The organism is Methylocystis parvus (genome assembly GCF_049675845.1).
Taxonomy (GTDB): domain Bacteria; phylum Pseudomonadota; class Alphaproteobacteria; order Rhizobiales; family Beijerinckiaceae; genus Methylocystis; species Methylocystis parvus_A.
In genome coordinates this window covers 82,562-96,850 of sequence record NZ_CP187161.1, presented here as the reverse complement: position 1 = coordinate 96,850, position 14,289 = coordinate 82,562, and the positions used below count along the sequence as shown (strand labels likewise).

The 14,289-nt window shown below is 61.4% G+C and carries 20 protein-coding genes and 1 pseudogene; 17 read left to right on the top strand and 4 right to left on the bottom strand.

All coding sequences use genetic code 11. The annotated features are described in order from the left end of the window. Positions 1-8: 8 nt before the first annotated feature. On the bottom strand, positions 9-395 hold the full coding sequence (rplS, locus tag ACPFMJ_RS00620) for a 50S ribosomal protein L19 (protein WP_424361978.1): 387 nt from the start codon (positions 393-395) through the stop codon (positions 9-11). 234 nt (positions 396-629) lie between these two features. Here rplS and ACPFMJ_RS00615 point away from each other — a divergent pair, with 234 nt between their 5' ends. After that, positions 630-1,001 carry a hypothetical protein gene (locus ACPFMJ_RS00615; RefSeq protein WP_424361977.1) on the top strand — a complete coding sequence of 124 codons (372 nt, stop codon included), beginning with the start codon at positions 630-632 and terminating at the stop codon, positions 999-1,001. 42 nt (positions 1,002-1,043) lie between these two features. Here the strand turns inward: ACPFMJ_RS00615 and ACPFMJ_RS00610 are convergent, their stop codons facing one another. Both ACPFMJ_RS00610 and nifA read right to left on the bottom strand, forming a co-directional pair. Continuing rightward, complete coding sequence (locus ACPFMJ_RS00610) at positions 1,044-1,262, bottom strand: dodecin (RefSeq protein ID WP_424361976.1); 219 nt, start codon at positions 1,260-1,262, stop codon at positions 1,044-1,046. 94 nt (positions 1,263-1,356) lie between these two features. Continuing rightward, complete coding sequence (gene nifA, locus ACPFMJ_RS00605) at positions 1,357-3,081, bottom strand: nif-specific transcriptional activator NifA (protein ID WP_424361975.1); 1,725 nt, start codon at positions 3,079-3,081, stop codon at positions 1,357-1,359. 435 nt (positions 3,082-3,516) lie between these two features. Here nifA and nifB point away from each other — a divergent pair, with 435 nt between their 5' ends. The 14 genes from nifB (at position 3,517) to ACPFMJ_RS00535 (ending at position 11,148) form a co-directional block, all read left to right on the top strand. After that, positions 3,517-5,085 (top strand): nitrogenase cofactor biosynthesis protein NifB, encoded by a 1,569-nt coding sequence (gene nifB / locus ACPFMJ_RS00600; RefSeq protein WP_424361974.1) that lies wholly within the window; start codon positions 3,517-3,519, stop codon positions 5,083-5,085. 109 nt (positions 5,086-5,194) lie between these two features. Further along, complete coding sequence (locus ACPFMJ_RS00595; RefSeq protein WP_424361973.1) at positions 5,195-5,419, top strand: 4Fe-4S dicluster domain-containing protein; 225 nt, start codon at positions 5,195-5,197, stop codon at positions 5,417-5,419. Continuing rightward, complete coding sequence (locus tag ACPFMJ_RS00590) at positions 5,420-5,764, top strand: HesB/IscA family protein (RefSeq protein ID WP_424361972.1); 345 nt, start codon at positions 5,420-5,422, stop codon at positions 5,762-5,764. Between the two features lie 9 nt (positions 5,765-5,773). Next, entirely contained in the window at positions 5,774-6,313 is a 540-nt protein-coding gene (locus tag ACPFMJ_RS00585) for a hypothetical protein (RefSeq protein WP_424361971.1), read from the top strand. Next, positions 6,303-7,103: a 4Fe4S-binding leucine-rich repeat protein gene (locus ACPFMJ_RS00580; RefSeq protein ID WP_424361970.1), complete on the top strand. Its 801-nt coding sequence runs from the start codon at positions 6,303-6,305 to the stop codon at positions 7,101-7,103. The genes ACPFMJ_RS00585 and ACPFMJ_RS00580 overlap by 11 nt, the downstream gene beginning before the upstream one ends. Further along, positions 7,100-7,393: a nitrogen fixation protein NifZ gene (locus tag ACPFMJ_RS00575; protein WP_424361969.1), complete on the top strand. Its 294-nt coding sequence runs from the start codon at positions 7,100-7,102 to the stop codon at positions 7,391-7,393. Before ACPFMJ_RS00580 ends, ACPFMJ_RS00575 begins: the two co-directional genes overlap by 4 nt. Beyond that, positions 7,393-7,626 (top strand): nitrogen fixation protein NifZ, encoded by a 234-nt coding sequence (locus tag ACPFMJ_RS00570; protein ID WP_424361968.1) that lies wholly within the window; start codon positions 7,393-7,395, stop codon positions 7,624-7,626. Before ACPFMJ_RS00575 ends, ACPFMJ_RS00570 begins: the two co-directional genes overlap by 1 nt. 48 nt (positions 7,627-7,674) lie before the next feature. Continuing rightward, entirely contained in the window at positions 7,675-7,878 is a 204-nt protein-coding gene (gene nifT / locus ACPFMJ_RS00565) for a putative nitrogen fixation protein NifT (RefSeq protein ID WP_424363936.1), read from the top strand. Between the two features lies 1 nt (position 7,879). Continuing rightward, positions 7,880-8,152, top strand: a complete 273-nt coding sequence (locus ACPFMJ_RS00560; protein WP_424361967.1) for a hypothetical protein — start codon at positions 7,880-7,882, stop codon at positions 8,150-8,152. Then, positions 8,149-9,300, top strand: a complete 1,152-nt coding sequence (locus tag ACPFMJ_RS00555) for a DegT/DnrJ/EryC1/StrS family aminotransferase (protein WP_424361966.1) — start codon at positions 8,149-8,151, stop codon at positions 9,298-9,300. The genes ACPFMJ_RS00560 and ACPFMJ_RS00555 overlap by 4 nt, the downstream gene beginning before the upstream one ends. Before the next feature lie 36 nt (positions 9,301-9,336). Then, complete coding sequence (locus ACPFMJ_RS00550; RefSeq protein ID WP_424361965.1) at positions 9,337-9,642, top strand: 2Fe-2S iron-sulfur cluster-binding protein; 306 nt, start codon at positions 9,337-9,339, stop codon at positions 9,640-9,642. Positions 9,643-9,661: 19 nt separating this feature from the next. Continuing rightward, a complete protein-coding gene (locus ACPFMJ_RS00545) occupies positions 9,662-9,874 on the top strand; it encodes a hypothetical protein (protein WP_424361964.1) in 213 nt (70 codons plus the stop codon). A gap of 36 nt (positions 9,875-9,910) precedes the next feature. Then, a complete protein-coding gene (locus ACPFMJ_RS00540) occupies positions 9,911-10,795 on the top strand; it encodes an SIR2 family NAD-dependent protein deacylase (RefSeq protein ID WP_424361963.1) in 885 nt (294 codons plus the stop codon). 20 nt (positions 10,796-10,815) lie between these two features. Next, a complete protein-coding gene (locus tag ACPFMJ_RS00535) occupies positions 10,816-11,148 on the top strand; it encodes a (2Fe-2S) ferredoxin domain-containing protein (RefSeq protein WP_424361962.1) in 333 nt (110 codons plus the stop codon). Between the two features lie 67 nt (positions 11,149-11,215). On the opposite strand, the gene ACPFMJ_RS00530 is transcribed toward ACPFMJ_RS00535, so the two are convergent. Next, the gene (locus ACPFMJ_RS00530) at positions 11,216-11,635 is read right to left on the bottom strand and encodes a group III truncated hemoglobin (RefSeq protein ID WP_424361961.1); all 420 of its coding nucleotides are present in this window, start codon (positions 11,633-11,635) and stop codon (positions 11,216-11,218) included. A 288-nt stretch (positions 11,636-11,923) separates the two neighbouring features. Here ACPFMJ_RS00530 and nifH point away from each other — a divergent pair. Continuing rightward, positions 11,924-12,715: pseudogene (gene nifH / locus ACPFMJ_RS00525) on the top strand (nitrogenase reductase). 63 nt (positions 12,716-12,778) lie between these two features. Next, positions 12,779-14,245: a nitrogenase molybdenum-iron protein alpha chain gene (gene nifD / locus ACPFMJ_RS00520; RefSeq protein WP_424361960.1), complete on the top strand. Its 1,467-nt coding sequence runs from the start codon at positions 12,779-12,781 to the stop codon at positions 14,243-14,245. Positions 14,246-14,289: the final 44 nt, after the last annotated feature.

Here is a 14,289-nt window from a genome sequence, read left to right as displayed (position 1 = left end):
GCCGGCGATTATTCGCCCGACGCCGCCTTGGGCTTGTTGTCCACGCGCTCGGCGATACGGGCCGACTTGCCGCGGCGATCGCGCAGATAATAGAGCTTGGCGCGGCGGACCTTGCCGCGGCGGACCAGCTTGATCGAGTCGATCAGCGGGCCATGGATCGGGAAGACGCGCTCGACGCCCTCGCCGTAGGAAATCTTGCGGACGGTGAAGCTCTCATTGAGGCCGCCGCCATTGCGCGCGATCACGACGCCTTCATAGGCCTGGACGCGCGAGCGGTCGCCTTCCTTCACCTTGACGTTCACGATGACGGTGTCACCGGGACGGAAGTCGGGGATCTTCTTGCCCTCGACGAGCCTGGCGGCCTGCTCGGCCTCGAGCTGCTCGATAATGTTCATTGTAAACTCCTGCCGTTTCGTCTTTAGCCTTTCGGCCGACGAGCGTTTCGGAACGCTGTTTTAGTTGAGGCCGCTTCCCATACAGGAGTCCTGGACCCTTGTCGAGTGCGCAGGCGCCGGAAAACCTCCCGCAAGCCGAAAGAAACCCGTCCCTTCGGGGCGGCCCGCGGAAGAGATGCGACCTATATGGCACTGCCGGGGCGGCTGGCCATCAACTCAGCAAGGGAAAATAGAATGACCCAGCAAGAGGAGCGCCAAGGAGCAGGACAGCGGACGTCGGAGTTCATGGCGGAGGGACGCCAGCGGCTCGAGGATTTCGCCGGCGCACAGGCCCAGTTCTGGGATCGCGTGCAGGACTCCAACCGCAAATGGCTCGACCGCATCCAGACCGAGGCGAACATGGCGGCGGATTTCGCCAACAAGCTGACCTCTGCCAAGTCCCTGACGGACACCGCCCATATCTTCCAGAACTGGACCGTAAAACACATGGAGATGGCGACGGAGGACGCGCGCCGGATGCTTTCCGACACTCAGGAAATCATCGCCGCGGGAGCCCGCTTCTGGACGAATATCGGACCGGGCGACGGCAAGAGCCGGGGGCACTGAGTTCATCAGGACGGAGGCTCGGCCAGCGAGCCTCCAACCGCCCTACTCTTCCTCGCGATCGTGCGTGAAGCCCACCTTTATCGTCACCTGATATTTTTCGACATTGCCCTTGTCGATGCGCCCCCGGATCTGGACCACCTCGAACCATTGAAGATTGCGCAGGGTCAGTCCCGCCCGCTGTATCGCAGTTGCAATCGCGTCCTCGATGGTGTCAGGCGACGTGCCGACGAGCTCCACGACCTTGTAAACCGAACTTTCCATGAAGCGCTCCTTTCAGGCAATCCATCACAGGAATGTAGAGCGGCGCGCTTTGCGGTCATCCTGGGCTGAGCGGGCGGAAGCCTTGCGCCGGCCGCTAGAACTTCTTCACCTCGATGCCGTGCTTCTGGAGCGCGTAACCGATCTGCCTCGGAGTCAGTCCCAAAAGCCGCGCGGCCTTGGCCTTGACCCATCCCGCGCGCTCCATGGCGTCGACCAGCTTTTCATAGTCGGTGCGCGGGTCCTTCTCGATGACCGTGCAGTTCTCCGCGCCTGGACAGGCTTCGCCAACGTTTGGCGGCGGGGCCGTCGAGACGGGCTCGACCGGCGCCGGCGCGCGCGGCGCTTGCGGCGCGACGATCGGAAGGGGCGTCGTGCCCGCCGGCCATTTCGAGGAGGAGCCGCTCCAGAGAATTGACGAGAGGCAGCCATCCTTGCGGCAGGAGAAGTCCTTGTCGACGATGACGTCGCCATGAGCGAGCGTCGCCGTGCGATAGATGCAGTTCTCCAGTTCGCGTATGTTGCCGGGGAAGCCGCATTCGTTCAGCACGACCATGGCGGATTCGGAAAGCCTGAGCTTGCCGCCCTGCTCCGAATTGAAGCGGCGCAGGAATTCATTGGCGAGCATTTCGAGGTCGCCCTTGCGATCGCGCAGCGGCGGCAGGAAAATCGGCACGACGCTGATGCGGTAATAGAGATCCGCGCGAAACTCGCCCCGCTGCACAGCCTCCTCGAGATTGCGGTTCGTCGCGCAGACGAGGCGCACGTCAACTTTCAATGTGCGCGTACCGCCAACGCGTTCGAATTCGCCCTCCTGCAGGACGCGGAGAAGTTTCGCCTGAAAGGCCGGCGTGATCTCGCCGATCTCGTCGAGAAACAGCGTGCCGCCATCGGCAAGCTCGAAGCGTCCCTTGCGCAGATTGGCCGCGCCGGTGAAGGCGCCGCGCTCGTGGCCGAAGAGCTCGGACTCCAGCACGCTCTCGGGGAGCGCCGCACAGTTCAGCTTCACAAAGGGTTTGTTGCGGCGGGGCGACTGATCGTGAATGGCCGCGGCGAAGAGTTCCTTGCCGGTGCCCGACTCGCCGCGCAGGAGAACGGTCGATTTCGCCTTGGCGACGATGCGGATCTTTTCGACCACCGCGCGGACGGCGGGACTGTCGCCGACAATGCCTTTCAGACCATCCGCCTTCACTTCGGGCGGAACAGCCGCCTTCTCTCGCCAGGCGCTTTCCTGCATCAGCCGTTCACGATCTCGCGCGATGAGCTTGTGCAGACGAAGCGTCTGACCGACAAGATTGGCGATCATCGTCAGGAAGCGCACGTCGTGATCGAACAGCATCGACGAGCGATGATTGAGCGCGCGATCGACGGTCAACGTCCCTACGACATTGTCGCCATCCTTGATCGGCACGCCAATCATGGAGAAAGACTGACCGTCCTGCGTTCCCCAGCCGGAGAGATCGACGCCTTCAAACAAGGGAGACGCGGCGACGTCCTCGATGACGACCGGCATTTTCGTCGCGACGATTTGACCAACCGCGCGCTCGGGCAGGCGATCGAAGAACGCCTTCGCGGCGCCTTCGCTCCACCCGGAGCCGACGACCACTTCAGGCGCCCCTTTTGCGTCGAGCAGCGCGATGAGTCCGTGGCGCATGTCGAGGAAACTCGACAGCAGCGTCAGCACGCCCGCGAGGACATTTTCAAGCCGATTGGCCGACGCGAGAAGTTTCGAGATTTCGTAGATACCGACAAGCGCGGTTTCGCCGGAAACCACCGCGCGAGGTGGCGGGGCGCTAACGGAGCCGCCGAGTTCAAGACCCATTTGGGAGCCTCATGCAGGCGTTACTTTGCAAGGAAGAATGCAAGTGACGCGCCAGACGCGGAAAATCGCCGGAAACTCACGGGAGTTCAGGCGATTGCGCAAGCCCTCGGGCACCTTGGAATTCTTATAAGAACAAAGGAAATGCCGCGATTTTAGATTTGGCGCCGCATCGCTCGGCGCCGCTCGAAAGCGCCGAAAATCAACTTCGGCGAATGTCGCCTTGCGGACATATCTCCGACGGCTTTGCGACAACGGGCCAGGCGTCTCTCCGCTGAAAACCAAGCGTCATTTCGTCCATATAATCCGTCGGTTACGCAACTTTCTTGTCCATGGCACGCTTGTTGCGGTCCAACCGCCAACGTCGGCGGCCGACATTGGAATTGTTCCAGACACCCTTCTCGCGGGGTCCAACAATAAGCCTGAGAGGTTGATGCAATGGACGACTCTCGCTCCTTCGATGCTTATGAGGCTGAACCGGCGTCGCCGCAGCTCGACGACATCATGCAGAAGATCGCCGAGCACAAGGGATGCGGCACGACCGGCGGCAGCGGCAAAGCGAGTTGCGGATCAGGCGCAGGCGAAGGCGACATGCCCGCGGAGATCTGGGAGAAGGTCAAGAACCATCCCTGCTACAGCGAGGAAGCGCATCATCACTATGCGCGCATGCATGTCGCCGTCGCGCCGGCCTGCAACATCCAGTGCAATTATTGTAACCGCAAATATGATTGCGCCAATGAATCGCGGCCCGGCGTCGTTTCCGAGAAACTGACGCCTGAGCAAGCCGCGAAGAAAGTTCTCGCCGTCGCTTCCGCCATTCCGCAGATGACGGTTCTCGGCATCGCCGGGCCGGGCGACCCGCTCGCCAATCCGGCCAAGACATTCAAGACATTCGAGCTGATCTCCGAGGCCGCGCCCGACATCAAGCTCTGCCTCTCGACCAACGGCCTCGCGCTGCCCGACCATGTCGAGACGATCAAGAAATTCAACGTCGATCACGTCACGATCACCATCAACATGACGGACCCGGACATCGGCGCGGAAATCTATCCGTGGGTGTTCTGGAAGCACAAGCGCGTCACAGGCAAGGAGGCCGCGAAGATCCTCACCGATCGTCAGTTGCAGGGTCTCGAGATGCTGACGGCGAACGGCATCCTCTGCAAGGTGAACTCGGTCATGATCCCCGGGATCAACGACGATCATCTCGTGAAGGTGAACCGCGAAGTGAAATCGCGGGGCGCGTTCCTGCACAACATCATGCCGCTCATCTCGTCGCCAGAGCACGGCACGGTCTTCGGCCTCAACGGCCAGCGCGGCCCCTCCGCGCAGGAGTTGAAGGCGCTGCAGGACAGCTGCGAAGGCGAGATGAACATGATGCGCCATTGCCGCCAATGTCGCGCCGACGCGGTGGGCCTGCTTGGCGAGGACCGCAGCGCGGAGTTCACGACCGACAAGATCATGGAGATGGAGGTCAATTACGACCTCTCCTCGCGACAGGCCTATCAGGAGAAGGTCGAGGAAGAGCGTCTGGCGAAAGTCGCCGCCCGTAACGCCGAGATCGAGACGCTCGCCGGCGAGAACGCCGATCTCAAGATCCTCGTCGCCGTCGCGACCAAGGGCTCGGGTCGCATCAACGAGCATTTCGGCCATGCGACGGAGTTCCAGATCTACGAGCTTTCCAGCGAAGGCGCGAAATTCGTCGGCCACCGCCGCGTCGATCTCTACTGCCAGGGCGGCTATGGCGAAGATGACGCGCTCGAGACGGTCATCCGCGCGATCAACGACTGCACCGCGGTCTTCGTCGCGAAGATCGGTCATTGTCCGAAGGACGATCTGATCAAGGCGGGCATCGATCCCGTCGATCAATATGCCTACGAGTTCATCGAACAGTCGGCGATCGCCTACTTCAAGGACTATCTCGCCAAGGTGAAGAACGGCGAGATTGCGCATGTCACGCGCGGCGACGCCGACATCCGTCAGGGCGCCTTCGTCGCCGTGGACGCTTAGCGCGCGAGCGACCGGGCGCGTCACCCAGCCGCACGCTTCCAGAATATCGGCGCGAGCGCTCGTCGGAGGGCGCCTGCGTCGAAAACAAGCCAAGCAAAGGAGCTGAACCATGGCTTACAAGATTGTCGCCTCCCAATGCACGTCCTGCTCCGCCTGCGAGGCGGAATGCCCGAACGTCGCCATCTCGGAGAAGAATGGCACCTTCGTGATCAATCCGAAGAAGTGCACCGAGTGCATCGGCCACTTCGACATCCCGCAATGCGTCGCGGTGTGCCCGGTCGACAACACCTGCATCATCGACACGTCCTATCCTCGCTATCAGGCGGGCGCCTAAATGAAAATCGACTTCACCCCCGCCGCCGAAAAGTTCATCCGCCGCATCGTCACTTTCGACGGCGGGCCGGGCTACGGCCTCAGCCTTTACGTCTCGCCGGGCGGCTGCTCGGGCATGTCGGCGGAGTTCTCCGTCCAGCCCGCGCCGAAGGAAGGCGAGCAAGTCTACACGCATCCGCAGTTCAAGCTGTTCCTGCCCGCGCAGAGCCGCCTGCTGCTCGACGGCGTGACGATCGATTTCAAGGAGACGGCGACGTCCACCGGCTTCGTCTTCATCGACCCCAAGGCGACCGGCTGCGGTTGCAAATCGACGACCGAAGCGCCCGCCTTCGAGGAAACAGCGTGAGAATGTGACATGGCGCGTGACGCGGCAGTGCAGAATGGCGTGGCGGCGGAGCAGGATTTCCTTGCCTCCGTCATCCTCGGAGAGGGCCTCCCCGAGGAGGCCGAGCGCCTTCTGCACGCCGCGGCCTTGTCATACGAACATGAAGAAGTGGCGCTGCGCTATCTGATGGAGGCGCGGCTACTGGCGCCGACCCATCCCGCCACGCTCATCGGTCTTTACCGCTTCTTTTTTTACAAGGGCCGGCTCGAAGAGTGCCTCAGCGTCGCCGAGACATGCCTCACGCGCGCGGCCATCGACAATGCGCTGCCGCTCGACTGGCGCGACGTGGCTCCTGACGACGCCGCCTTCGGCGATTTCGACGCCGTGCTACCGCGCTTCTTCATGTTCTCGCTGAAGGGCTACGCCTATCTGAACATGCGCCTAGGCGATTACGACGCAAGCGCACAGGCGATCGACAAGCTCCTCCAGCTCGATCCCGCCGACAAGATCGGCGCGAAGGTCCTGCTCGGCGTTCTCGAACGCAGGGGGCAAGACGAAGATGTCGACTGAGGATATTGACGAAGCCATCGACTGGCAGGGCAATGCGGTCGACTGTGCGGCCTGCGCGCATCGGGATCGCTTGGCCGAAGAGAAATGCAAGCCCCTGCGCGCCTGCGTGCATGATCGCTACGCCCGCCGCATCGACCGCTTCTTCGACTGGAACCCGGACCTCGCCCGCGACTATGTCGCGCATGACTATTTCGAGGTGCGCGCCTGCGCCGCCAAGGCCGCCGAAATCTTCCTGCTCCCTGCAATGCTGGACGATCCAGAAGAAGCGGTTCGCTGGAGCGCCGCGCGCCGGCTTCCAAGGCGTTACATTCTGCGTCTTCGCGCCGATGCGCATCGTGAAGTCCGCATCCGCATCGCTGGAAGACTGGAAGGCGCCGACCTCCTGCCGATGATGCAGGACGAGGACTACGCGGTGAGGCAGGCCGTCGCCAGGAAGCTGTCGCCAGACCTTCTCGTCCTGATGATCAACGACCCTGATCCCGGCGTGCGCCGCATTGTCGCGAGCCGGATCGAACACGCGGCGCTGATGCGTCTCGCCAAGGACAGCGATCCGATTGTACGCCTCGAAGCGGCAAAGCGTCTCGATTCTGTCGATCTCAAAGCGCTCATAAAGGACGCGGATTGGCGCATTCGCTACGAAATCGCCCAACGAGCAAATGTCGAAATTATCGGCCCGCTCGTCGCTGACGAAGATCCGCTCGTACGGGAATGCGCGCGCGACCGTTTCAGGGATGCGGGCAAAGAGCCGCCTACCAACGTCATTGTCGCACAGACGCGGAGCGATCCATGACCAATATCAGCCGAGACAGCGATCACGTCGAACTCGATGGGCCGCCCTATTTCGATTACGGCGACAGGGTGCGCGCGAAGCGGACCGTCCGCAATGACGGAACGTTCCCGGGCAAGGACATTGGCGAGATCCTCGTGAAAAAGGGCGAGGAAGGATACGTCGTCAACATCGGCACCTTTCTCCAGCAATTCTACATTTACGGCGTCGAATTCGACTCGACCGGTAACCGCGTCGGCATGAAGCGGAGAGAGCTGGAGATGGTCAATCTCGCCGACGAGGAGGACGAATAATGAGCGGACCGGCGAAATTCGACTGGGGCATGCGTGTACGCGCGACGACAGATCTCGTCAATGACGGCTCCTATCCCGATCGCGCCGACGACGAATTGCTCGTGAAGAGCGGCGACACCGGCGAGATCGTCAATGTTGGCATGCATGTTGAAACGGAGACCGCCGTCTATCTCGTCGAGTTCTCGCCTCAACTCGTCATCGGCTGTCTCGAAGACGAGATCGAGCCCGCGTGAATATTCCCTACCGAAACCGGACAACAAAAGAGGCGCAACGTGAAAGTCATGATCCGCAGAGACTCTGAAGGAATCCTTTCGGCCTATGTTCCCAAGAAGGATCTCGAAGAACCGATCGTGTCGGTTCAAAACCCCGACATGTGGGGCGGTTCGGTGACTCTCGCCAATGGCTGGGTGCTGCAACTTCCCGAAATGGCGGCCGGAACGTCTTTGCCGATCACGGTCGAAGCCAAGAAGATCGCCGGAGAGTGACATGACCCTCGCCCCCGCGCAGGTTTCGCAAATCGACACGGCGCTGGCGACGGCCGACGCCAATTCGCAGACGCTTGTGGCCCTTCGCCAACTTGCGCCGGGGCTGATGGTGACGCGTTGCGACGCGATCGACATGCGGGACGAAACGCCGTTCCGCATTTACGAGAAGTGCTCGCTCTATCTCGTCGACGGACGCGACCACTGCTGGAAGATCACCCAGGATCCGACATGCGCGACGGGCGTCGCGCTCGCTCCAAATGGAGGCGCAGCATGAAGACAACCCTCCTGCCGCTGAACGATCCGGACCTGGTGCAGACCGATCTTGAATCAGTGATCGAGATTCTTCAGGGCCAGCGCCTCTCTCAGGGCGAGGCGGTTGAAGCCTTCGAGGAGGAATTTGCGCGCTATCTTGGACGCAAGCACGCCATCGCGACGTCGAGCGGCACAATCGCCATGTTGCTCGTCCTGCGCGCGCTGGGGATTGCCCCGGGCGACGAAGTCGTGACCTCCGCCTATTCCTTCCGCGAGACCGCGCACGCAATCGCGCTCGCCGGCGCAAAGCCGGTCTTTGCGGATATCGACTACTGGGCCGGCACGCTGGACCCGGAAAAAGCGCGCAAGGCCGTCACCGAGAAGTGCCGGGCCATCATCTCAGCCAACACCAATGGGCATCCGGCCCCGTGGGAAGCGTTTCGCGCGCTCGCGAGCGAACATAATGTCGCGCTGATCGAAGATTCCACCGAGGCGATCGGGTCCGTTTACAAGGGCAAGCTTGTCGGCAGCTTCGGGGATTGTTCGATTTTCGACTTCTCGCAGCCGGGCGCGCTCGTCTGCGGCGAGGGCGGCATGATCGTCACCGACAATGACGACACCGCCTCGATGCTGCGGCGATTGCGCAGCCGCAAGGTCGAGGAGCGCTCCTCCGTCGTGCTCGGCGCCTGGACGCCGCTGCAGGCAACCTTGAGCGACATCGCCGCAGCGCTGGGTCTCGCGCAATTGCGCAGGCTGGAACTTCTCCTCGCCCGCCGCAAGCGCGTCGAAAGATGGTTCCTCGAATATGTTCGATCCTTCGAGGGCATCAAGGACCCCTATATCGCGCCCGACGTCGATCAGGTTCACTGGTTCCTTTACGTCGTTCATCTCGGCACGCGCTTCTCCCGTTCGAGCCGCGACGCGATCGTTGACGACCTTCGCCAGGAGAAGATCGAAGCGACAGGTTATTCGACGCCGCTGCACTTGCAGCGGCACTATTTCGATCTCGGCTACCGCCGCGGCGATCTGTTCGTGACAGAGAAAGTCGCCGATCGCGCGGTCGCCCTGCCCTTCCACGCGCATCTGACAGAAGAGCAGATCGCCTTCGTCGTCGGTACGATGAAGGACGCTTCGATCAATGTCGGCGCCGGAACCGCGATTTACCTCTGACGGCCGCTCGGCCAATCCAGCCAAAGGAGAATGAAAATGCCGACAGTCACCATCATGCCTTCCGGAAAGACGGTTGAGGCGACGACGGGCAGCCGCCTGCTCGACGCCATTCTCGCCGCCGGCGAGGCGATCGTGAGCAAATGCGGTGGCGAGGCGAAATGCGGCCAATGCCATGTCTTCGTCACCGAAGGCAAAAAAAGCCTTTCCAAGACGACGCGCGCCGAAAACGAGAAACTCGACACGATTGTCGGGGTCGGTTCGAAATCGCGTCTCGCCTGTCAAGCCATGCTCGGCGCCGAAAATGTAACAGTTGAATTGCTGGGCTTCAATTCCGGCTTCTGACCCGACAAAGGAGACAAAAATGACCGACACAGTTCTCATCCATGTCCGATTCAACAATGACGGTTCGGTTCTGGAGATTCAGGAGCGTCCGACGAGCCTCACGCCGCAGCAATGGTTCACCAAGCTTTCGGACAAGGCCGGCAACGCCTTTCAGGCGCTCACCGGGGGCCGCGGCGTGTTCCGTATCACGCCAGATGAAATCGCGTCGCTGAAGGCGTCTGTTCTTCAGTGAGCAGCCGCGTTTGCCCTTGGCGAAAGGAATGAGAAAATGATTGGTGAAATCGCATCGGCCTTTCGTCAAGGCGACGTCGTTCCCTATCTCGGGCCGGGAGTCACCGGCCTTCCGGGCGAGGCTGCGCCGCCGTCGCTTCCAGAAAAGCTCGTTCAGGAACTTGTCGCGGGCGCAACCGTGCCGCACAAGATCCGGAACAACCTGACGGCGGCGTCTCAGTATATCGAGAACTTCAAGCATCGTAAGACGCTGACCTGCTTGATGGCGAAAGCGTATGCAATCGATTGCCCCCCCAGCTCCTTCCACGAGTGGCTCGCTACGCAGTCGCAGCTGCCGCTCGTCGTCCACGCCTGGTATGACAATCTCGTCGTCAAGGCTTTCGCCTCGCGCAAGGACTGGGGCCTTGTTCAAGGCGTGACGCAAAGCGAACATTTCGGGGATTGGGTGAACTGGTTCCGGCCGGACGGCTCCGTCGTGCCGACGAAGGAATTCATTCGGGATGGTTCCGGCGCCAAAGCACCGGCCGAAGCGCCGGAAGAGAGCCTTGGGTGGAAAACGCTCGTCTATGAGCCGCTCGGCGCCGTCTGGCCGGCGTCGAACTTCATCGTCTCCGATTCCGACTATGTCGAAGTGCTGACAGAGATCGACATTCAGACGCCCATTCCGGACTGCGTCCAGTCAATCCGCAAGGGGCGTAGCTTCCTCTTCCTCGGCTGCCGCTTCGCCAACCAGCTGGAACGCAGCTTCGCGCGGCAGATCATGAAGCGCTCCTCCGACAAGCATTGGGCTGTGATCGAGGGCGCCCTGACAAAAAATGAAGAGAAATTCCTCCGCGAGCAAAACATCGAACGCATCGATGCGAGCCTTGCCGAGTTCACGGCGGCGCTCAGCGAGTGGAATCTCGCCGCCGCCGCCGAGTGAACTCACGGAAAGATGAGAGAATGATCGAGGATCTTCCGCAAGTCTTCAAATATCACGTCTTCACCTGCTTCCAGCAACGCCCGCCGGGACATCCGCGCGGGAGCTGCATGACCTCGGGCGCGAAGCCGCTTTGGGATCGGCTGCAGGCGAAAATCAACGCCCAACCCATGCCGGAAGTGTCCGTCACGGCGACAGGCTGTCTCGGCTTCTGCCGCGCCGGACCGCTGATGGTCGTCTATCCCCAGGGCGTCTGGTACACGCCGCGCACGGAAGCGGACATTGACGAAATCATCCAATCTCATTTCGTCGAAGGCAATCCGGTCGAGCGGCTGATCATCGTACCGCAGCTCTGACCGCATCCCGTTACAAAGCACAATAGCCGCCGGGCGGATGGCCGGCGGCTTTTTCGCGCCCTTGCGCTTATAAGGGGATTTTCGAAGGCCGCCCCTCCGAGTCCTTGAATGGAAAGAGCCCGGACTGGAAGCATTGCGTCATGTGTTCGGCGCGGGCAATGGCCGCCTTCGCCAGCGGCTCGGGCATCGTCTCCCTGGCCGCCTCGACGAACAATGACAGCCAGCGCCCGAAATGTTCGACTTCGATCGGAAGGCTGACATGCACGCCAAAGGGCGTCCCTTGATAGCGGGTGGTCCCGAGCAACGCGTGCGACCAGAAATTCGAAACGACTTCCAGATGCGGCTCAAGCTCGGTGATCGTCTTCGCGAAGATCGGACCGAGCATCGGGTCCGCATCCCCCTTCTCGTAGAAGCGCTTCACACATGCGCGGATCGCCGCTTCCGACGCAGCATTGTCCAACGGGGCCTGATTAACTAACGCTTCCATCTACCTCTCCGCTCATTACCTTACATTGAGCACGGTGAGCGGAATTGTCACGCCGCCCGTACTGCGACCAAGCATCGCGTCGACCTTCTGACGGACGAACTCAATCTTGAGAGGCTTCGCAAGAAAGCCATTCGCGCCCGCGACGACGCATTCCTTTCCGTAAGCCGTGTTCGCAGGTTCGACGACGACAAGGATTTTCCTACGGCAGATCGCCTCGTTTTACGGCAAGGAGAATGCAATCGGCGAAGTCGACGCACGTCTCCAGAACACCTGGCGGCGCTCGCCGAGATGGGACAGAAAATCCTGATCGTCGGCTGCGATCCGAAGGCGGATTCGACCGCCTGATCCTTCACGCCAAGGCGCAGGACACCATCCTGTCGCTCGCCGCTTCGGCGGTTCGCGTCGAGGACCTCGAATCGAAGACGTGATGAAGGTCGGCTTCTCGACATCCGCTGCGTCGAGTCGGGCGGTCCGGAGCCGGGCGTCGGCTGCGCCGGCCGCGGCGTCATCACCTCGATCAACTTCCTCGAGGAGAACGGCGCTTATGAGGACGTCGACTACGTCTCCTATGACGTTCTCGGCGACGTGGTCTGCGGCGGCTTCGCGATGCCGATCCGCGAGAACAAGGCGCAGGAGATTTACATCGTCATGTCCGGCGAGATGATGGCCATGTATGCGGCCAACAACATCTCCAAGGGCATTCTGAAATACGCCAACTCCGGCGGCGTGCGCCTGGGCGGGCTCGTCTGCAACGAGCGCAAGACCGACAAGGAGCTGGAGCTTGCTGAGTCGCTTGCGAAGAAGCTCGGCTGCGAGCTGATCCACTTCGTGCCGCGCGACAATATCGTTCAGCACGCCGAGCTGCGCCGCATGACGGTCATCGAATATGCGCCGGACTCCAAGCAGGCGGGCGACTATCGCACGCTCGCGAACAAGGTCCACGCCAACCAGGGCAAGGGCATCATCCCGACCCCGATCACCATGGACGAGCTCGAAGACCTGCTCATGGAGCATGGCATCATGAAGGCCGTCGACGAGAGCCAGGTCGGCAAGACCGCCTCGGAACTCAACGTCGCCTAATTCGACAACCGCCCGGCCCTCATCAGGGCCGGGCCTACCATCTGATCACGAAAGGCCTCCGTCATGAGTGTGGCGCAAGCTGAATCCATCGAAGACATCAAGGCCCGCAACAAGGAACTCATTCAGGAGGTCCTGAAGGCCTACCCCGAAAAGACCGCCAAGCGTCGCGCCAAGCACCTCGGCAATTACGAGGACGGCAAGCCGGATTGCGGCGTCAAATCGAACATCAAATCGATCCCCGGCGTGATGACCATTCGCGGCTGCGCCTACGCCGGTTCGAAGGGCGTCGTCTGGGGTCCGATCAAGGACATGATCCACATCTCCCACGGCCCTGTCGGCTGCGGGCAATATTCCTGGGCGGCGCGTCGCAACTACTACATCGGCACGACCGGCATCGACACCTTCGGCACGATGCAGTTCACCTCCGACTTCCAGGAAAAGGACATCGTGTTCGGCGGCGACAAGAAGCTCGCCAAGATCATCGATGAGATCCAGGACCTGTTCCCGCTGAACAAGGGCATCTCGGTTCAGTCGGAATGCCCGATCGGCCTGATTGGCGACGATATCGAAGCGGTGTCCAAGGCCAAGTCGAAGGAATATGAAGGCAAGACGATCGTTCCGGTCCGCTGCGAAGGCTTCCGCGGCGTGTCGCAGTCGCTCGGCCATCATATCGCCAACGACGCGATCCGCGACTGGGTCTTCGACAAGTCGGAAGGCAAGCCGGTTCGCTTCGAGCCGTCGCCTTATGACGTCGCGATCATCGGTGACTACAACATCGGCGGCGACGCCTGGTCTTCGCGCATCCTGCTCGAGGAAATGGGCCTGCGCGTCGTGGCGCAATGGTCCGGCGACGGCACCATCGCGGAACTCGAGGCGACGCCGAAGGCGAAGCTCAACGTTCTGCACTGCTATCGCTCGATGAACTACATCTCCCGCCACATGGAAGAGAAATACGGTATTCCGTGGTGCGAGTACAACTTCTTCGGCCCGTCCAAGATTGAGGAGTCGCTGCGCAAGATCGCTTCGCACTTCGACGACAAGATCAAGGAAGGCGCCGAGCGCGTCATCGCCAAGTATCGTCCGCTGATGGACGCGGTCATCGCGAAATACCGCCCGCGCCTCGAAGGCAAGAAGGTCATGCTCTATGTCGGCGGCCTGCGTCCGCGCCACGTCATCGGCGCTTACGAAGACCTCGGCATGGAAGTCGTCGGCACGGGCTACGAGTTCGCGCATAACGACGACTATCAGCGCACCAGCCACTACGTGAAGGACGGCACGCTGATCTACGACGACGTCACGGGCTACGAGTTCGAGAAGTTCGTCGAGAAGATCCAGCCGGATCTGGTCGGCTCGGGCATCAAGGAAAAGTACGTCTTCCAGAAGATGGGCGTTCCCTTCCGTCAGATGCACAGCTGGGACTATTCGGGCCCCTATCACGGCTATGACGGCTTCGCGATCTTCGCGCGCGACATGGACATGGCGATCAACGCGCCGGTCTGGAAAATGGCCAAGGCCCCCTGGGCGGCCTGATCCTAAAACGAAATGGTCTCGCCCATCCCCCGGGGCGAGACCGG

Bases quoted from the DNA above. Each gene is read 5' to 3' on its own strand.
- rplS (WP_424361978.1), bottom strand. From the start codon at position 395: ATGAACATTATCGAGCAGCTCGAGGCCGAGCAGGCCGCCAGGCTCGTC.
- ACPFMJ_RS00615 (WP_424361977.1), top strand. From the start codon at position 630: ATGACCCAGCAAGAGGAGCGCCAAGGAGCAGGACAGCGGACGTCGGAG.
- ACPFMJ_RS00610 (WP_424361976.1), bottom strand. From the start codon at position 1,262: ATGGAAAGTTCGGTTTACAAGGTCGTGGAGCTCGTCGGCACGTCGCCT.
- nifA (WP_424361975.1), bottom strand. From the start codon at position 3,081: ATGGGTCTTGAACTCGGCGGCTCCGTTAGCGCCCCGCCACCTCGCGCG.
- nifB (WP_424361974.1), top strand. From the start codon at position 3,517: ATGGACGACTCTCGCTCCTTCGATGCTTATGAGGCTGAACCGGCGTCG.
- ACPFMJ_RS00595 (WP_424361973.1), top strand. From the start codon at position 5,195: ATGGCTTACAAGATTGTCGCCTCCCAATGCACGTCCTGCTCCGCCTGC.
- ACPFMJ_RS00590 (WP_424361972.1), top strand. From the start codon at position 5,420: ATGAAAATCGACTTCACCCCCGCCGCCGAAAAGTTCATCCGCCGCATC.
- ACPFMJ_RS00585 (WP_424361971.1), top strand. From the start codon at position 5,774: ATGGCGCGTGACGCGGCAGTGCAGAATGGCGTGGCGGCGGAGCAGGAT.
- ACPFMJ_RS00580 (WP_424361970.1), top strand. From the start codon at position 6,303: ATGTCGACTGAGGATATTGACGAAGCCATCGACTGGCAGGGCAATGCG.
- ACPFMJ_RS00575 (WP_424361969.1), top strand. From the start codon at position 7,100: ATGACCAATATCAGCCGAGACAGCGATCACGTCGAACTCGATGGGCCG.
- ACPFMJ_RS00570 (WP_424361968.1), top strand. From the start codon at position 7,393: ATGAGCGGACCGGCGAAATTCGACTGGGGCATGCGTGTACGCGCGACG.
- nifT (WP_424363936.1), top strand. From the start codon at position 7,675: ATGATCCGCAGAGACTCTGAAGGAATCCTTTCGGCCTATGTTCCCAAG.
- ACPFMJ_RS00560 (WP_424361967.1), top strand. From the start codon at position 7,880: ATGACCCTCGCCCCCGCGCAGGTTTCGCAAATCGACACGGCGCTGGCG.
- ACPFMJ_RS00555 (WP_424361966.1), top strand. From the start codon at position 8,149: ATGAAGACAACCCTCCTGCCGCTGAACGATCCGGACCTGGTGCAGACC.
- ACPFMJ_RS00550 (WP_424361965.1), top strand. From the start codon at position 9,337: ATGCCGACAGTCACCATCATGCCTTCCGGAAAGACGGTTGAGGCGACG.
- ACPFMJ_RS00545 (WP_424361964.1), top strand. From the start codon at position 9,662: ATGACCGACACAGTTCTCATCCATGTCCGATTCAACAATGACGGTTCG.
- ACPFMJ_RS00540 (WP_424361963.1), top strand. From the start codon at position 9,911: ATGATTGGTGAAATCGCATCGGCCTTTCGTCAAGGCGACGTCGTTCCC.
- ACPFMJ_RS00535 (WP_424361962.1), top strand. From the start codon at position 10,816: ATGATCGAGGATCTTCCGCAAGTCTTCAAATATCACGTCTTCACCTGC.
- ACPFMJ_RS00530 (WP_424361961.1), bottom strand. From the start codon at position 11,635: ATGGAAGCGTTAGTTAATCAGGCCCCGTTGGACAATGCTGCGTCGGAA.
- nifD (WP_424361960.1), top strand. From the start codon at position 12,779: ATGAGTGTGGCGCAAGCTGAATCCATCGAAGACATCAAGGCCCGCAAC.